Below are 17,581 nucleotides of genomic sequence, written 5' to 3'. Positions count from 1 at the left end.
AGTTTAGGAATAAAACAAGGACAATAACATTAAAACAGGCTTTCTTGAATTTATTAGGTTGGATTTTTTAATAGCTAACTAAAGCTATAATGCGAACAAGTATATATAAATACGTTGTATTTTAACTTTAATAGATCTAAATTTATTTAGAAATACTGTCCGCCATAATTAAAGCATTGTAAGCATTTACAATTTTACCAGATTTTGAGAGTTGATTGAAGGGTGTAGTTCTGTTCTCGTTTTCTACGGTAGGCATCTTTACAGAAAACGTATATTCCACGCCACTATCCATGATGATTTGTTTGACTTGAGGGGCAGTTAGATTGGGGTAATAAGAAAATAGTAAAGCAGCCACTTTTGATGTTAGAGCAGAGGCAAGTGAAGTGCCACTATCGAATCTATATTCATCGTTAGGATACATAGTATAAATTTTATCTGCAGGTGCAAAAATATCTACATTCTTCTTACCATAATTACTATCTTCGAAATTCAAATCTTCGTTTGCATAACAAGTAGAGCCACCTACTGATATAAAATTATTTACAAATTCAATCCTTCTACTTGCGTCCAAGTCTGTGGGGTATTTAATATTTTTAGGATTGTCTACATCATAATAATCATTACCTGTAGAACTTACTAACAATACATTATTTTGTTGTGCATATAAAAAGGCTTCGTCGACCATATGTTTATATACTGAAAATTCCTTACCAAAACTCATATTGATAACTTTTGCTCCTTGGTCTACCGCGTAACGAATCGCTAAAGCTATATCCTTATCATGATTCGATCCATGACCAGATATGGCTAAAGGCATAATTTTAATCTCAGTGCTTTCTTTTACAACAAGGCCAGCAACCTTTGTACCATGAGAATATATACCCAGATTACTATTTACTCGGTTTGACCCATAACCAATATCATTGATATTACTGGGATTATCGCCCAGAAACGCTCGCTCATCATAAACAATATTTAGTTGTTTATTTATTAGTATTCTTGCCTTTACATTTAAATGCTCAATATACTCATCTGTATAGCCATGTTCTATAAATCCAGACAGAATCTGTATATTTTCTAGCAAAATACTATCCCTAACTATACTTGATTTAATACTATCTAATTTTTTTAATGTAAAATTAAAATCATCATCATATCCGAGAGACATAATAATTTTTGATTTGGCTTTACCTTTCCATTTCTTAACATTCTCTGCATATTGTTTTTCTTCTGGTACAGATTTTAATTTCTGGTTTAATCTGTATTTTGCATGTTGATATGTTATGAAACCTAGCGAATCTTTTGGATCTAGATCACTAAGGGTTTTTCCCTTATAAAGGCTGTCATACTTTTTTACATATCTAGTATAACTGTAGTGTAAATACTTATGATCGATACTATCATTGCTTCCTAGAAAATCCCAACCATTAATGTCATCAACATAGCCATTGTGGTCATCATCCAATCCATTGTTGGCAATTTCATCAAAATTTTTCCAAATATGATCCTTCAAATCCTTGTGTTCGATATCGACTGTACCATCAATAATAGCAACAATTACCTTTTGGTGCTTTTTGTTTTTTAATAGTTTTTTTGCTTTGTCTAAACTTATACCAGGAATTGAGTCTTCAATAATATCTTTCTTAAACCAAGTTTTTTTGTCAAATAACGTATCACTAAAAACCAAAGGGTTTTCTATTTTTTTTATCTGAGGATACTCCTTTTTCTTGGTACACTGAAAAAGGAGTATTGTAATAACTGAAAGAAAATAAATTCTAATAAATTTCATAAGAAAGCGGGTGATCATTTATAAATGGTATTTATGAACCTAATCTCTCTGTTTTTGCCTTTTTTTATATTTCTTTACGTTTTCTACCAGATATGTAGCCTATCCAAAAGCAAATTATTTTAATTGATAGTCAGGGTGCCCTGTTTGCCAAAAAATAAAAGAAAAGATGTTTGCCCAATCTTTATATACCTTGAGCTCATCTGGATTATCACCATGTCCAGTTTCATAATCTGCTAACAATAAAACAGGATTTTTGAGTTTATTATTACTTTGTAATTTAGCAACAAATTTTCCTGACATCCAAGGCTGAACTTGAGGATCGTTCATGCCTGTAGTTAAATAGACTGCGGGATAATCCACATTTTTTTTAAGATTTAAATATGGATCCATTTTAATTAAAGACAAACATTCCAAAGAATCTTTTGCAGATCCAAACTCTTCAGAATTAGTGCCTGCAGAGCCTATAACCTCACCTCTAAAAGGATTTAAATAACCATATTGAGAAATAACAACTTTGAAAAGGTCTGGACGTTCGATCATGGCTCTTCCAACAGTTATACCTCCAGCACTTGCTCCATATAGTGTAATTTTATCCTTGGTTGTTAATTTTTCTTCTACAAGGTATTCAGAACAGGAAATCAAGTCTTTCCATGAATTAGACTTAGTAGACTTGTATCCTCCTTTATGCCATTTATCACCTTTTTCTCCTCCTCCTCTAACATGAGCAATAGCATAAATACCTCCCCTTTTGACAAAACTTAACATTAAACTTGAAAAATATGGACTTTCGATATCTCCATAAGCTCCATAACTATACAAGAAAACAGGAGCATTATGGTTTTTATTAAAATCTATATTTCTAATAATCGATAGAGGAATTTCTTCTCCATCATGGGCTTTTATAAGCACCTCTTCTGCAATTATATTATTGAATTCAGGATATTCTATATTTGAAGATAGATTATGTTTTGAAAATGTATTAGATTTAATATTATAAAAATATTCAATGTATGGACTTGTCCATCCCTCGATAGCTACCCACAAATCGCTAGAATAAGGAGACTTATTACTTAAACTTATTCTACCTGCTTTTTTGGGAGTTTTTAATTTTTCTTCTTTTCCATCAACTAATCTGTATAAATTGGCATCCACACCATATTTTAGAGTTGAATAAAAAATGGCATCTTTAGTTATTTCAAAATCATCAATAACTTCTTCTGGTTTTTCATTTACTAAAGTGATTGCCTCGTCAAAATTTAGTTCAGAAGTATTTACCGACATTATTTTTTTGTTGTCTGCATCTTTAGCTGATAAAAAAATGAATTTATCATCAATAAAATATCCTTTTTGGGTTAAAACTTTATCTTTTTTACCATACAAAGGTTTCCAATTATAGTTTCCAGATTTTATGTCTACAATATTAGCATAATATGCTTTCCAGTAATTATCTACCTCTGAAAGGTAACCTATAATATATTTATCTTTCTCTGAATGAATTTTAGTAGTAGGATAAATAGTTTCCGAAATATTTAATTTTGAATGCGTTTTATTTCCAAAAATATAATCAACTTTTCCATTTTTATCTTTCAATAAGTGTAAAACGGATTGGGAATTTTGTTTAAATTTTGGTTTTGTTATATCAGTATCTTGAAATCTTAAGTAAGTGAAACCAGAGTTGTCAGGCAACCAATTAATTCCTAAAAAACTAGTGGGCCAAGCATTAATCAAAATTTGTGGTAGTAATTTTTTATTAGTAACATCTAACACTACTAAATCAGACAAGTCTCTTCCTGAATAAGTAAGTGACACCGCTACATACTTACCATTCCAACTAGGTTTAATGTAATTAATGACATAATCATTCCTGTTATTAATGTTTAGTTTTTTTGGATCTAATAAAATAACTGCATCAGATAGTGAATTTTCCTTGTAATAAAGTTTGTAGTAACTTTCGTCTGCTTCCTTTTTCAGGAAAAAATATTTACTGTTTGAAGTGACATTAATCCTTTTTGTTTTAAAAGATTTTCTATTGCTTACTTTATATAATTCTCTAGCCAAATCATCTCTTCCTTCAATATTATCTAAAATTGTTTTAGCAAAAATGTTCTGACTTCTGTACCAATTATCAACCAAGGAGTCCTTAATGTCTTCTAAATTCCTATAACTGTCATTTACAGTAGTACTAAAATATTTTTCAAAAGTAGGCTCTTTCCTGATTTTTGGAGAAGGGTAATTCTTATAAAAGTTGTTTTTTTTAATACAGCCTACTATGGAAAGTAGACTTAATGTAATCAACAGTTTTTTCATATTGTTAAAATAATTTTATCCCTTAAAGAGATCTTCTATCTTTAAGGGATATGATATTATTATGCAATTTTAATTAATTCTATCATTTATTTCCTGGTATTTTTAATTTCTTCCTATCAATGTCGTCGTCTTTCCCAACTCCTCCATATACTAAGTTAGTATTGTTTAGTTTGAATTTAGAAAAAGTTTCTAAATTTTTGACGTTTTGTTTTTTGTCTTTTTTCATTTTTATAAAGATTATGATTAATACTCAAACTTACATCAAAAATCTTATGATTATTAGTATCTATTTCATGTTGATCTCTTAATTTATAAATTTAGAGAACTTTTTAAGTAATATTTATGTTTGATTTAGTTGTTTAATAAAGTAGGAAGGGTAAATGCCTGTTTTTTTATAAAATGCTTTGGAAAATGATTCAGGGTTGTTGAATCCTATTTCTTTTGCCATAGCTGTTACTGTATAATTTCTAAAAGCTTTATTGTTTTTCAATTCTTTTATTGCATACTCTATTCTCAAATTGCTTAAGTAACTTGAAAAAGACTCCTTCTTGTAACAGTTTATAACCTTAGATAAATATGATGTGTTAGTCCTAAATTCTTTTGACAATTTGTTTAAGGTAATATCATTTTTTGTAAAATTACCTTTAGATTCAAAAAGTTCTAATTGTCTCAAAATATTTGATATTACTTCTTCAGAAATTCCTACATGTTTACTTTTGTTATTTAATGTAATTGCTTTACTTTTATTGGTGTTATTGTTATGTTCTTGCTCGTTAATAATTTTGTTAAATCTCTGTTTGTAACGTTTCTGTTTTCTGTAAAAATTTAATAATAAAAAAGTAAAAACTAATATTATTATGATCGCTGTATATACTATTCCTTTGTTATTTAATTTATACTTAATTAATTCTTTTTCTAATTTAACTTTTTCGTTTTTAAGCTTAGGAACTTCATAATTTTTAATAATCCCATCATTAATGTCTTTGAAATCGATATCCAGAATACTATCTATTTCTATCAATTTGTTAACCGAATTTAATTGCTCTTTTTCAGTTCCGTTTTTAGAATAATAATCAAACATTGATTTATATACATCTCTTAATTCAAGAAAAGAAACATTATTTTTTCTATATATTGAATCGACTTTTTTAAAATATTGAATTGTTTTTTGTTCGTCATTATTTTGAAAAACTTTAGCTTTATAATACATACAAATTGCCAAACTAGTATTGTCTAACATTGATTCTACTTTATTTAAGCTATCCAAAGCTTTGGAATTTTCCTGTTTATAATAAAAAGAAATAGCACTATTTAATAAAAAGCGACTGTACATTTCATTATCATTTAGACTAAGTTTAATTCCTTTATTAGTATATATTAGAGCAGAATCGGTTTTCTTACCTCTTAAATAAGACTTAGACAAGTCATCTAAAACTAACAAATAATCATCTCCATTTTTTATTTTAAACTTAGGTCTAGCTTCAAAATAAGAATACTGATTTTTGAAAATTTTTATAGCTTCATTATAATTCCCCGAATTATAATGCATTCCTCCAATGAACTGTTGTATTTCAATTTGTTGATTTACGTTATTTCGCTTTAAGGCATAGGTATAAGCTACTAAATAATCATCTAACGCCTTTTTATCTTTACCTATTGAATAATGATGATATCCTCTTATCATATATCCTAGAGCAGGGAACTTTTCATTTAAATAATCTCTAGTCAATAAAACAATACTATCTGAATATTTTATGGCTTCGTTATATTCTAAGTTATAAGACTTATACAAATATGCATTAGCTAGGTTAAAAGTATCCTTTGCTACTTTCGCTTTATTTACCCATGCATCAACATAAATTGAGGCTACCTTAGAATCATCTTGATGCTTAAAAAATTTCTTTTCTAGGTATTTATAAGGTTTGTTTTTTAATGAATCCTGTTCATAATCTTGACAATTAGCAGAGTTGTAAATTGAGACTATAAAAAACACAAAAAACCAACTATAGGATAAGTTCATAATATTTTTTTGTAAGACCAAATTTACAAATTCAGCCCCGAAATTTATAAATGCTGACGTGTTTTGTTTGCAAAACTACTACGTACATTGCAATTTTGAACAGTCCTAAAATTTATATCGACATAAATTATTTTGGATTAGTCTATTAGCAGGTGCAACAAAAATTGTGCCTGCTTCACTAAAATTAGCTTTTTAAATGCATCAAATTTTTCCAAAAGAAATTATAAATTCCAGTATTCATTCCCATCAATTTAAGCACAGTAAAAAGAGTAAAGTTATTTACACTACAATTTTATGTGCAATAATAGCTGTATTAGTAGCGCTTCCCTTTGTTAGAGTTGATATTTATAGTACGCATCGTGGTTTAATAAAACCAGATCAAGAACGATTAACCGTTACTTCTATAAATTCAGGTAAGGCCGTCTTTGTAAACTTAAAAAGTAATCAGTTTGTCAATAAAGGAGATACCTTAATTAGTTTAGATAATACTCTTATTAACGAAAAACTAAACTTATTAAAACTACAAACAGATAACATCAATATATTAATAGATGATTTAGCATATTTAGTTAGTGATTCTAAAATTCAAAACAGAAAGATATCTTCTCCAAAGTATAAAAAAGAATATTTGTTGTATACCCAAAAATTACAGGAGCTATACACCCGCCATAAAAAATTAAATAAGGACTATGAGAGAAATAAATTACTTTTTAAAAAAGGTGTAATAGCTAAAGTAGAATTTGAAAATGTTACCCTAGATTTTGACTTGATAAACAACAGCATTTACCAATTAAAACAGCAACAAATGAGTGTGTGGGAATCTCAATTAACCGAATATAAAAACAAGGTAATTGAGTTGGAAAGCAACACAAAACAACTTCTAGACAACAGATTGGAATATGTGATTAAAGCTCCTATTTCTGGTAATATAGTAACCTTAAAACCCCTAGAGAAAGGAAGTATGGTTAGTGCTGGAGAAGTGCTAGCAAGTATATCCCCTAACACTTCATTACTGGTAGAGTGTTTTATTGCACCAAAAGATATTGGTTTAATAAAACTTAATAATACAGTTACTTTTCAAGTAGATGCTTATAACTACAACCAATGGGGTTTAGCTACAGGAACCGTTATAGATATTGCTGAAGATATTGAAATAAAGAATAATGCGCCAGTATTTAAAGTATTATGCCAACTGAACGAAAAAAAATTAGGTTTAAAAAATGGATTTAAAGGGCAGTTAAAAAAAGGCATGACCCTTAATGCTCAATTTAAATTAACCGAACGCACGTTGTTCGATTTATTATACGATAAAGTAGATGATTGGGTAAACCCAAGCCAAAACGAATTAGTAGCTATAAACAATTAATCTGAATACAAAACATGAAAAGTATAAAACACTTAGAGCGTTTACAACAACTCCACCAGCGTATAGAGCAAGCCAATACAGGTACCCCTAAAGAACTTGCACGTTTTATGAATATAAGCGAACGGCTGTTGTATAATTTAATTGAAGAGTTAAAGGATTTTGGTGCCCCTATATCCTATAACCGTAGAATAAAAACGTATTATTATAACGATGATTATGAGTTGCAAATAAGTATATCTGTAACAGCACTAAGTAATAACGAGGTATTACAACTATTTGGAGGCACTTATTTTTTTAAGAGAAATACACTACTGCAAGGTTTATGCAGTCAACCCGCATAAATTAGTAGCATAAAAACAAAACCAGACGTGGTAAAAGTTAGACGTAACTTGTTTGTTTTTTGAATTAATGTTTAATAATTAAATTTTAAAAAATGAAAAATTTACATAGTTTTGATGTCAAGGAAATGAATACAATGGAATTAACTACTACTGAGGGTGGTAGCTGGTTGACTGATGCAGCTGCTTGGTATATTTCAACAAGCACCAAAGTACTTGTCGCTTTTATAGAGGGAGTTAGTGATGGAGCAAATCGTGCGACTGATGCACATGCAAATACATATCATTAATTAATAATTTTAAAAATTGAAAAGATGAATATAGAAACATTAGATGTTCAAATTATGAACATACAAGAAATAACTGAAATTGAAGGAGGAGGTTGGTTTACTGATTTTGCAGAAGACGTGGGCTATGCTGTTGGCTATGCTGTTGGGGTAGCAGCCGGCACAGTAGTTACAGCCGTTCACATACTTACACATGAAGCGCAACAATAGCTTTAATATAGTAGTATATTTAAATAACGCCCGTAATTTACGGGCGTATTTTAATACATTTGATTTAAATAGAAAATCATGAAATTAGTATCCGAACTCTCTCTTTTTCTTAAAAATCCGAAAAGAATAAAAAGAGAGAAAGTGAAATTAATAACAGTTTTAAAGGGATTTTTAATTTTTGATCTGACTGTAACATTTTTATGGGCTTTAGTAGTAGGTATACTTTCGGTAATATTTGATGAGTTTGCTATGATCTTTAAGAGTAAAAAAGACCTTGAGACTAACGTTGTTAATGCTTTTTTACTAACAGTTTTTATTGCACCAATTATGGAAGAGTTAGCTTTTAGATATAGTATAAAAATCAACAAATTAACTATTTCTATTAGCCTGTCTATACAACTAGTAATCTATATGCATATGCTTAACATTTTTGAGGCCACATTTTATGAGAGAGTTCTTTTAATGATTGTGTTTGCCGTAATCTGTTATTTTACTGTAGGTCAAAAAATAAGTACACTTTTAAATAAAAACTTTAACATCTATTTATATTTTAACTTATTGATGTTTAGTTTTTTACATGCGTTTAATTTTTCTTATTACGAAATTTTTCATTTTTTGTTCATACCTATTTTAATCTCTTTACAGTTTTTCTTTGGGCTGTATCTAAGTTTTATAAGGCTTAGACATAATATATCATTTGCTATAAGCTTTCATATCATCCATAATGCATTCATATTCGGTTGGGGGCTGCTAATACAATAACTAGATATAATTTAAAAAGTATAAGAAATTAACCTCCAATAGAAACCATTACTAATAAATATTTCAACTGCAAACGTTTTGCAGTAAGCTTCTCTAATATTGCCATAATAAAACCTATTTATGGCAAACATCAAAATAAAACAACACGATATTACAGACTGTGGTGCTGCTTGTTTGGCATCCATCTCAGCACATTATAAATTACAAATCCCTATTGCTCGCATACGGCAATACGCAGGTACAGATAAAAAAGGTACTAATGTATTAGGTCTTATTGAGGCTGCAGATAAATTAGGCTTTGAATCCAAAGGGGTTCGTGGCGAGCTAGAAAGCCTTTTTAAAATACCCAAGCCAGCTATAGCACACATTATAGTGAAAGAGCGCTTACATCACTATGTGGTAATTTATGAGGTTACTAAAACTCATGTTACCGTAATGGATCCTGGTACAGGGAAATTTCATAAAAAAACGCATGAGGAATTTACTAAAGAATGGACAGGAGTTTTAGTATTATTAATGCCAAAGGATACGTTTAGTACTGGCAACGAAAAAGTATCTATTTATAAACGGTTTTGGTTTTTATTAAGACCTCATAAATTTGTTTTAATTCAGGCTTTCATAGGTGCAGTGGTTTACACTTTACTAGGGTTTTCTACATCTATTTACATACAGAAATTAACGGACTTTGTTTTGGTAGGCGGCAATACTAGACTTCTTAATTTATTAGGAATTATAATGATTGCCTTACTAGCATTACAAATAGTAATAGGCGCTTTTAAAGATGTTTTCCTCATTAAAACAGGTCAGCAAATTGATGCACGTTTAATCTTAGGCTATTATAAACACCTATTTAAATTACCACAACAGTTTTTCGATACTATGCGTGTTGGAGAAATTATTTCTCGCATTAATGATGCTGTTAAAATACGCACTTTTATTAACGGTGTATCTCTAAGTCTTACGGTAAATGTACTCATTTTGTGCTTCTCCTTTGGGTTAATGTTTTTCTACTACTGGAAGTTAGCATTAATCATGCTATTGGTTATCCCAGTATATGCGCTCATTTATTTTATTATTAACAAGCTTAACAAGAAAACAGAACGCACTATTATGGAAAGAAGTGCAGATTTAGAGAGCCAATTGGTGGAGTCTCTTAATGCTGTTGGTACTATAAAACGATTCGGATTAGAAGATTTTGCAAATATTAAAACAGAAACAAAATTTATTAACCTATTACAAATTGGGTACAAGTCTGCTTTAAATTCGGTTTTTTCTGGGACGAGTTCAAGCTCAGTAGCTCAATTATTTACCATAATATTATTATGGAGCGGTTCTTACTTCGTTATTGAACGAGAAATAACAGCTGGAGAGTTAATGTCATTCTATGCTATTGTTGGTTATTTTACTGGACCTGTAGCTAGTTTAATTGGAGCTAATAAACAAATACAAAATGCGTTGATTGCAGCGGATAGATTATTTGAAATCATGGATTTAGAACGAGAAGAGTCTGATAACAAAATAAAACTTACAAAAGATGCTATAGGTAACATAAGCTTCAAAAATGTTAAGTTTAGATACGGTACGCGGGTAGAAGTATTTAAAGATTTCAACTTAACTGTACCAAAAGGCAAAATAACAGCCATTGTTGGAGAAAGTGGCTCCGGAAAATCTACTTTAATGTCTTTACTTCAAAACATTTACCCTATACAAAATGGGCGAATTACTATAGGCGATTTGGATTTAAAATATATCGAAAACGAAAGTCTAAGACAGTTAGTAAGTGTTGTGCCTCAAAAAATAGATTTGTTTGCAGGAAATGTAGTAGAAAACATAGCTGTTGGAGAATTTTCACCAAATATGGAACGTATTATTGCTATTTGTAAAGCCATAAATATCTTAGAGTTTATTGAAGCTTTGCCAAATAGCTTTGGTACTTACTTGGGAGAAAATGGAGTATCCTTATCTGGAGGACAAAAACAACGTATTGCTATTGCCAGAGCCATTTATAAAGAACCTGAAATATTAGTATTGGATGAAGCTACATCTTCATTAGATAGTAAATCTGAAAATTTCATTCAAAATACTATTAATAATTTGAGAAAAAACAATAAGACCATCATAATAATTGCCCATAGATTGAGTACCGTGATTAATGCTGATAAGATAGTAGTCTTAGATAAAGGGAGTGTTTTGGAGGCGGGGTCTCATGATGAATTATATTCAACAAAAGGACATTATTTTAATTTATGGCAACAACAATTACCTGTAGTTGCATTGCTTTAACAATTATAACTTATGATACAGCTAATAATATTAATAATTGGTCTAATAATGGGAATTCTAGATCAGTATCTTTAAGAAAAAAATTACATTTGATACTTTTTTAGATTCTAACTAGAATGAAATTTCCTCATTACAAACAATATGATTTAAAAGACTGTGGTCCTACATGCTTAAAAATTATTGCCAAATTTTATAATAAAACGATACCTCTTCAACAACTACGTAATCTTACAGAGACTACGCGATTAGGTTCTAGTTTACACGGTTTGGCAGAGGCTTCAGAGCAATTAGGCTTCCGTTCTATTGGGGTTAAAATTTCACTAGAAAAATTACTTGTAGCGCCTTTACCTTGTATCTTACATTGGAATAAAAAACATTTTGTGGTCCTGTATAAAATAGTAAAAGGTGTTTTTTATGTCTCAGATCCTGCACATGGTTTGTTAAAATACTCAAAAGAGGAGTTCTTGAAATGTTGGATTGGAAATAATGCTAATGATAAAACAGAAGAAGGAGTAGTTTTACTTTTGGAAACTACACCTGCATTTTATGAAATTTGTTATACTGATAAAGATAATAAACTTGGCTTTTTATTTCTTTCTAAATATATTCTGAAGTATAAAAAGTTTATTTGGCAGTTGGTAATTGGTCTAATAGCAGCTAGTGCTTTACAACTGGTATTTCCTTTTTTAACACAAAGTATTGTTGATGTAGGTATAAAGAATCAGGATATTCACTTTGTTTATCTAATTCTTTTTGCACAATTAGCTCTTTTTATCGGAAGAACTTCAATAGAAGTAATTAGAAGTTGGATTTTACTGCATTTGAGTACTCGAATAAATATCTCGTTGGTTTCTGATTTTTTTATAAAACTAATGAATCTACCAATAGCATTCTTTGATTCAAGAATGACTGGGGATATTCTTCAGCGTATAAACGACCACAGACGCATTGAACAGGTATTAACTACGTCATCTTTGAGTGTCCTTTTTTCAACATTTAATCTGATTTTGTTCAGTTTAGTACTACTGTATTATAATCTTCAGATTTTTGGTGTTTTTATTATAGGGAGTGTTCTCTATTTCTTATGGATTAGTATTTTTCTAAAGAAGCGAGCCAATTTAGATTATAAACGATTTTCTGAGGTAAGCCAAGAACAAAGCAGGGTTATTGAACTTATCAGTGGCATGCAAGAAATTAAACTCCACAATGCTGAAAAACAAAAACGTTGGGGGTGGGAGAATATCCAAGCAAGATTATTTAAGGTTTCTATAGATGGCCTAAAATTGGAACAATACCAAAGTGTTGGATCTAACTTTTTTAACGAATTAAAAAATATTTTAATTACCATACTATCTGCTAAATTGGTAATTGATGGAGAAATTACCCTGGGTATGATGTTAGCAATAAGCTACATAGTGGGGCAATTAAATTCTCCTATAGTCCAACTCATAGATTTTATTAAGGAAATTCAAGATGCTAAAATTTCTCTAGAGCGTTTATCGGAAATACATCAAAAAGAAGATGAGGAAAAAGAATTTGACAATAGAATAAATGAAATCCCGAAAGGTATCAACTTCAATATAATGGATGTGTCATTTAGGTATTCTGGCTCTGACCAAGTAGTGCTAAATAAAATTGATCTAGAAATCCCTGCTAATAAGATTACGGCTATTGTTGGAGTGAGTGGAAGTGGCAAGACAACCTTAATGAAATTATTATTGAAATTTTATGAACCTAATCAGGGAAAAATTATAATTGGTCAGAACGATCTAAAACACATCTCCCATAAGCATTGGCGAGAGAAATGTGGTGTGGTAATGCAAGAGGGTTATATTTTTAGCGACACTATAGCGAATAACATTGCCGTTGGTGAGGATGTTATAGATAAAACTAAACTGGCGCACGCTGTAGATATAGCCAATATTAAAGACTATATTGAATCACTGCCTTTAAGCTACAATACTAAAATAGGTATGGAAGGTATAGGTTTAAGTACTGGACAAAAGCAACGTCTTTTAATTGCAAGAGCAGTATACAAAAATCCTAAATTTTTATTTTTTGATGAAGCTACCAGTGCACTGGATACCAATAACGAAAGGGTAATCATGGAAAAGCTAAATACATTTTTTAAGAATAAAACCGTGGTTGTTATTGCACATCGTTTAAGTACTGTAAAAGATGCTGACCAGATTGTCGTGATAGACAACGGACAAATTGCCGAGGTAGGTCATCATAAGGCATTAGTTGCGAAAAAAGGAGAGTATTATAATTTGGTAAAGAATCAATTGGAACTAGGAAATTAAATGGCGGATAATAGCTTAAAAAACATTGAATTGCGCAGTGAGGAAGTACAGGACATCCTTACTAAAGTACCTAATTGGGTGATACGTTGGGGCAGTACAATCTGTTTTCTTTTGATTCTTTTATTGTTACTTATCTTTTGGTTGGTTAAATATCCCGACATTATTCCCTCTGAAGCCTTAGTTACAACGCAAATACCACCGCAAAAAGAATATGCAAGAGTTACAGGAAAGCTTACTGCTGTTCTTGTAAAAGATAATGCTACCGTAAACGTCAATCAACCCCTTGCTATTATTGAGAATACTGCCGATTACAAGGATGTATTTCTCCTAAAGAGCATTATTGACACCTTAATTGTTGATGCCAAAGCATTTCAGTTTCCTTTAGATAACATGCCTGTATTATTTTTAGGTGATATAGATGCTCCATATGCACTTTTTGAAAACAGTTATATACAATATAAACTAAATAGAGAACTTAAGCCCTTTTCTAATGATGCTCTGGCTAATAAGTACTCCATTGCTGAACTCAATAGGAGATTAAAAAACCTGCAATCCCAAAAAGAGATAAATGCCATTGAAATGGAGTTTAAAGCCAAAGATTTAAAACGCAACGAAACACTTTTTGAAAAAGGTATTATTTCAGAGCAGACTTATGAGAACAAGCAATTGGAGTATGCCCAAGCAAAACGAAACTATCAAAGTTTTGAGTCCTCTATTTCTCAGATTAAAGAAAACCTAAGTAATGCGCACAAAAATTCTAGAGGTACAGAAATCAATCGGGTTAAGGAAGAAATGACATTACTTAAACAAGTCATACAATCCTATAACCAATTAAAGAAAGCCATTAAAGATTGGGAATACCAATATGTGTTAAGGTCTGATATAAATGGTAAGGTATCCTTTTTAAATTATTGGAATGTAAATCAAACTGTAAACCAAAGCGATTTGGTGTTTACTATTATTCCTGCTCAGAGTTCGTTATTTATAGCAAAATTGAAAGCACCAACGCAAAACTCAGGAAAGATAAAGGTTGGGCAAACGGTTAATATCAAACTAGAAAATTACCCAGATACCGAGTTTGGTGTACTAAAAGGCATTGTGAAAAATATATCTCTAATCCCAAATAAAGAAGGTTTTTATATTATTGATGTGGAATTACCTAAAAAGCTAATCACTACTTATAATAAGGACATTGATTTTAAACAGGAAATGTCTGGTTCAGCAGAAATCATTACCGAGGATTTACGGTTAATAGAACGCTTGTTTTATCAGTTTAGAAATGTTTTAAAACGTTGATGTATGGAATAATTAACGTTATCTATTTCGTTAGTATTTTTTTTAGTATTAAAATTAATGTTATTTATATTAGTGGTTAGACAATTTTGATAAGGCGTTTATCTTTAAAATAGTTCACAAATAATACTTGTGTTCCAAATGTTCATAGTCTTTAGTTGCGTTTTATTAACCCAACGCATTTTTAGTGACAAACCAACGCCAACCAATTATAGCCAATTGTAGTTTATTGGCTTTAGCTAAATCTAGTTTGCTTTTGGAATAACTAGGAAGAATCGCTTTATTAACCTTTGCTAAAAATTTAAAAACTTGCTTTTTCATTTAAAACTGTTGTAAAACAAAAATAGTAAAACTTATTCTAGACTAAGTTTTACTTTTTTTAAGTTAAATACTAGAAATAATTAATAGTATTACATCAACTAAAAATTTGGCAAGAGTTATCATTTTATTTGGTTTTTAAGGTTAATAGTTATCAATGTTTTCTCAATATATATATAGCCTTAATCTGTACCAAGTGTTTTTATAAAAATCGATGAATTTGAATAGTGATTTGTAAGTAAAAAAATAATATTGATTTCAATATTTATGTGACTCTCTTTAAATATGTATTAAAATGAAATTTTTATTTTAAATTTTGTTTCATTTTGTAATAATTGTAGGGGTTTTTGAGAGCGTATTTTTAAAACCAAGGGGAATTTTATCTTGAAATCTTTGTTTTTATATAGTTTTATCTTTTTTGTTTTGAGAATTTAATAAAAATTGTCGCTTTCTTAACGCTTTGATGAGGTAACAGGTATTTATCATAATTTTATGAATTGCCAATATTGTTAGTTAATAAGTTTTGTTAAGTTCTGAGGTCTTCAAACTTTAATTTATCTTCGCAAAAAAAGTTTATGAGTGTCCTTTGGGTTGTTCTTGGTTTTGTTTTGTTGGTAATAGGCGGGGAATATTTGGTGCGTTCCTCAGTTGCACTTTCCTTTAAATTTAATATATCAAAAATGGTTATTGGTATGACAGTAGTATCATTCGCCACTTCTGCGCCAGAGTTATTAGTAAGTTTACAAGCTGCATTTACTGGTTCTCCTGCCATAGCCATTAATAACGTGGTAGGGTCAAATATCGCAAATATAGGTTTGGTATTGGGTGTTACTACATTAGTTGGTCCAATTATCGTAGACAGATCATTTTACAAGTTAAATTGGCCAGTAATGATGGTATTTTCCATTATGCTTTACTACTTTTTGAAAAACGATAATGTATTAACCGCTATTGAAGGCGCTTGCTTATTTTCAGGATTAATACTCTTTATAGTGGTATTAATTAAACATGCAAAAAAGGACTCCATACCAGATGAGGTGGATGATACATTGGCTACAGTTTCAAATTTTAAAATTATTGTTTGGTTGTTGATAGGAGCAGTAGCATTGTATTTTGGTAGCGAATGGCTTGTGGATGGTTCTAGGGAAATAGCACGCTCAGTAGGCGTTAGTGAAGCTGTAATAGGCGTATCTTTAATAGCCATAGGTACTAGTGTACCAGAGTTAGCAGCATCGATAATTGCTGCTGCTAAACAAGAAAAAGCTATTTCTCTGGGTAATTTAATTGGATCTAATATTTTTAATATAGCATCGGTTTTGGGTTTGACATCACTTGTAAAGCCAATTGAAGTTACAGACCCCCGAATTCTAACTAACGATATTTTTTGGATGCTAGGCTTTGCGGCGGTACTGATTCCTCTTATTTTTATCCCTAAGCAAATGCAAATAAGCAGGTTTAAAGGCTTTTTTTTAGTACTGGCTTATAGTGTTTTTATGGTTTTTGTTTATACAACTTAAACATTAAATTTCAATGAAATTATTCTACATTTTTGTTTTTGTTAGTTTTTTATACGCCTGCAACGCATCTAAAAAAGTATTAACCGCTCAAGATATCATTAACAATGCTATTGCTAAACATTGTAATGGGAATTGTGAGAACAGCACTATTACTTTTAGTTTTAGAAATAAAACATATAAAGCTTATAAAAACAAGGGGATATACGAATATGAGCGCACATATAAAGATAGCTTACTTGCTGTAAGGGATGTATTGACCAACGATGGTTTTAAACGTTATGTTAATGATACTTTGGTTGTACTTAATGATGACGAAAAGTTTAAATATGCCAATAGTGTAAATAGTGTGCATTATTTTGCCCAATTGCCTTATGGTTTAAATGCGCCAGCAGCTAATAAAGTATTGTTGGGAGAAGCCACAATAAAAGGAAAGCAGTATTATGAAATAGAAGTAACTTTTGATGAAGAGGGTGGGGGGAAAGATTTTGAAGACGTATTTGTATATTGGATAGCCAAAGATGATTTTGCATTAGATTACTTAGCTTATAGTTACGCAGTGAATGGCGGAGGTATAAGATTTAGGGAAGCTTACAATAAAAGAGTTGTAAATGGCATGACATTTATGGATTACAATAATTATAAGCCAGATAATTTAAATATAGAGTTAATTATACTGGATGATTTATTTCAAGAGGGAAAACTTGAATTAATATCTAAAATTGAAACTAAACATATTGAGGTTAGTTTAGAGTACTAGTGTAAAAAAAAGACCGCTATAGCGGTCTCCA

At 30.3% G+C, this 17,581-nt stretch carries 15 protein-coding genes; 10 read left to right on the top strand and 5 right to left on the bottom strand.

The window, feature by feature from the left end; all coding sequences use genetic code 11:
- Positions 1–142: 142 nt before the first annotated feature.
- The 4 genes from EYD46_RS16680 to EYD46_RS16670 form a co-directional block, all read right to left on the bottom strand.
- Positions 143–1,789 carry a S8 family serine peptidase gene (locus EYD46_RS16680; protein ID WP_165454407.1) on the bottom strand — a complete coding sequence of 549 codons (1,647 nt, stop codon included), beginning with the start codon at positions 1,787–1,789 and terminating at the stop codon, positions 143–145.
- A gap of 114 nt (positions 1,790–1,903) precedes the next feature.
- Positions 1,904–4,096, bottom strand: coding sequence for a prolyl oligopeptidase family serine peptidase (locus EYD46_RS16675; protein ID WP_130938304.1), 2,193 nt, complete (start codon positions 4,094–4,096; stop codon positions 1,904–1,906).
- Positions 4,097–4,178: 82 nt separating this feature from the next.
- Positions 4,179–4,322, bottom strand: coding sequence for a hypothetical protein (locus tag EYD46_RS17830; RefSeq protein WP_165454406.1), 144 nt, complete (start codon positions 4,320–4,322; stop codon positions 4,179–4,181).
- 114 nt (positions 4,323–4,436) lie between these two features.
- Positions 4,437–6,116, bottom strand: coding sequence for a helix-turn-helix domain-containing protein (locus tag EYD46_RS16670; protein ID WP_130938303.1), 1,680 nt, complete (start codon positions 6,114–6,116; stop codon positions 4,437–4,439).
- 196 nt (positions 6,117–6,312) lie between these two features.
- Between EYD46_RS16670 and EYD46_RS16665 the strand changes: the two genes are divergently transcribed.
- The 8 genes from EYD46_RS16665 (at position 6,313) to EYD46_RS16635 (ending at position 14,961) form a co-directional block, all read left to right on the top strand.
- Entirely contained in the window at positions 6,313–7,482 is a 1,170-nt protein-coding gene (locus EYD46_RS16665; RefSeq protein ID WP_130938302.1) for an HlyD family secretion protein, read from the top strand.
- A 14-nt stretch (positions 7,483–7,496) separates the two neighbouring features.
- A complete protein-coding gene (locus EYD46_RS16660; protein ID WP_130938301.1) occupies positions 7,497–7,823 on the top strand; it encodes an HTH domain-containing protein in 327 nt (108 codons plus the stop codon).
- Positions 7,824–7,957: 134 nt separating this feature from the next.
- Positions 7,958–8,110 (top strand): hypothetical protein, encoded by a 153-nt coding sequence (locus EYD46_RS17825; RefSeq protein WP_165454405.1) that lies wholly within the window; start codon positions 7,958–7,960, stop codon positions 8,108–8,110.
- Positions 8,111–8,134: 24 nt separating this feature from the next.
- Positions 8,135–8,317, top strand: a complete 183-nt coding sequence (locus EYD46_RS16655; RefSeq protein ID WP_130938300.1) for a hypothetical protein — start codon at positions 8,135–8,137, stop codon at positions 8,315–8,317.
- 78 nt (positions 8,318–8,395) lie between these two features.
- Positions 8,396–9,079 carry a hypothetical protein gene (locus EYD46_RS16650; RefSeq protein ID WP_130938299.1) on the top strand — a complete coding sequence of 228 codons (684 nt, stop codon included), beginning with the start codon at positions 8,396–8,398 and terminating at the stop codon, positions 9,077–9,079.
- Positions 9,080–9,199: 120 nt separating this feature from the next.
- On the top strand, positions 9,200–11,362 hold the full coding sequence (locus tag EYD46_RS16645; protein WP_130938298.1) for a peptidase domain-containing ABC transporter: 2,163 nt from the start codon (positions 9,200–9,202) through the stop codon (positions 11,360–11,362).
- Positions 11,363–11,478: 116 nt separating this feature from the next.
- Complete coding sequence (locus tag EYD46_RS16640) at positions 11,479–13,665, top strand: peptidase domain-containing ABC transporter (protein WP_130938297.1); 2,187 nt, start codon at positions 11,479–11,481, stop codon at positions 13,663–13,665.
- Positions 13,666–14,961: an HlyD family secretion protein gene (locus EYD46_RS16635; RefSeq protein WP_130938296.1), complete on the top strand. Its 1,296-nt coding sequence runs from the start codon at positions 13,666–13,668 to the stop codon at positions 14,959–14,961. It begins immediately after the preceding gene.
- A gap of 165 nt (positions 14,962–15,126) precedes the next feature.
- Here the strand turns inward: EYD46_RS16635 and EYD46_RS16630 are convergent, their stop codons facing one another.
- Entirely contained in the window at positions 15,127–15,279 is a 153-nt protein-coding gene (locus tag EYD46_RS16630) for an SsrA-binding protein (RefSeq protein ID WP_130938295.1), read from the bottom strand.
- A 572-nt stretch (positions 15,280–15,851) separates the two neighbouring features.
- Between EYD46_RS16630 and EYD46_RS16625 the strand changes: the two genes are divergently transcribed.
- The gene (locus EYD46_RS16625) at positions 15,852–16,793 is read left to right on the top strand and encodes a calcium/sodium antiporter (protein WP_130938294.1); all 942 of its coding nucleotides are present in this window, start codon (positions 15,852–15,854) and stop codon (positions 16,791–16,793) included.
- Positions 16,794–16,806: 13 nt separating this feature from the next.
- Positions 16,807–17,550, top strand: a complete 744-nt coding sequence (locus EYD46_RS16620; protein WP_130938293.1) for a DUF6503 family protein — start codon at positions 16,807–16,809, stop codon at positions 17,548–17,550.
- Positions 17,551–17,581: the final 31 nt, after the last annotated feature.

The organism is Hyunsoonleella pacifica, from assembly GCF_004310335.1.
GTDB classification, from domain to species: Bacteria; Bacteroidota; Bacteroidia; order Flavobacteriales; family Flavobacteriaceae; genus Jejuia; species Jejuia pacifica.
This window is presented reverse-complemented; position numbering and strand designations above follow the sequence as displayed.

Bases quoted from the DNA above. Each gene is read 5' to 3' on its own strand.
- EYD46_RS16680 (WP_165454407.1), bottom strand. From the start codon at position 1,789: ATGAAATTTATTAGAATTTATTTTCTTTCAGTTATTACAATACTCCTT.
- EYD46_RS16675 (WP_130938304.1), bottom strand. From the start codon at position 4,096: ATGAAAAAACTGTTGATTACATTAAGTCTACTTTCCATAGTAGGCTGT.
- EYD46_RS17830 (WP_165454406.1), bottom strand. From the start codon at position 4,322: ATGAAAAAAGACAAAAAACAAAACGTCAAAAATTTAGAAACTTTTTCT.
- EYD46_RS16670 (WP_130938303.1), bottom strand. From the start codon at position 6,116: ATGAACTTATCCTATAGTTGGTTTTTTGTGTTTTTTATAGTCTCAATT.
- EYD46_RS16665 (WP_130938302.1), top strand. From the start codon at position 6,313: ATGCATCAAATTTTTCCAAAAGAAATTATAAATTCCAGTATTCATTCC.
- EYD46_RS16660 (WP_130938301.1), top strand. From the start codon at position 7,497: ATGAAAAGTATAAAACACTTAGAGCGTTTACAACAACTCCACCAGCGT.
- EYD46_RS17825 (WP_165454405.1), top strand. From the start codon at position 7,958: ATGGAATTAACTACTACTGAGGGTGGTAGCTGGTTGACTGATGCAGCT.
- EYD46_RS16655 (WP_130938300.1), top strand. From the start codon at position 8,135: ATGAATATAGAAACATTAGATGTTCAAATTATGAACATACAAGAAATA.
- EYD46_RS16650 (WP_130938299.1), top strand. From the start codon at position 8,396: ATGAAATTAGTATCCGAACTCTCTCTTTTTCTTAAAAATCCGAAAAGA.
- EYD46_RS16645 (WP_130938298.1), top strand. From the start codon at position 9,200: ATGGCAAACATCAAAATAAAACAACACGATATTACAGACTGTGGTGCT.
- EYD46_RS16640 (WP_130938297.1), top strand. From the start codon at position 11,479: ATGAAATTTCCTCATTACAAACAATATGATTTAAAAGACTGTGGTCCT.
- EYD46_RS16635 (WP_130938296.1), top strand. From the start codon at position 13,666: ATGGCGGATAATAGCTTAAAAAACATTGAATTGCGCAGTGAGGAAGTA.
- EYD46_RS16630 (WP_130938295.1), bottom strand. From the start codon at position 15,279: ATGAAAAAGCAAGTTTTTAAATTTTTAGCAAAGGTTAATAAAGCGATT.
- EYD46_RS16625 (WP_130938294.1), top strand. From the start codon at position 15,852: ATGAGTGTCCTTTGGGTTGTTCTTGGTTTTGTTTTGTTGGTAATAGGC.
- EYD46_RS16620 (WP_130938293.1), top strand. From the start codon at position 16,807: ATGAAATTATTCTACATTTTTGTTTTTGTTAGTTTTTTATACGCCTGC.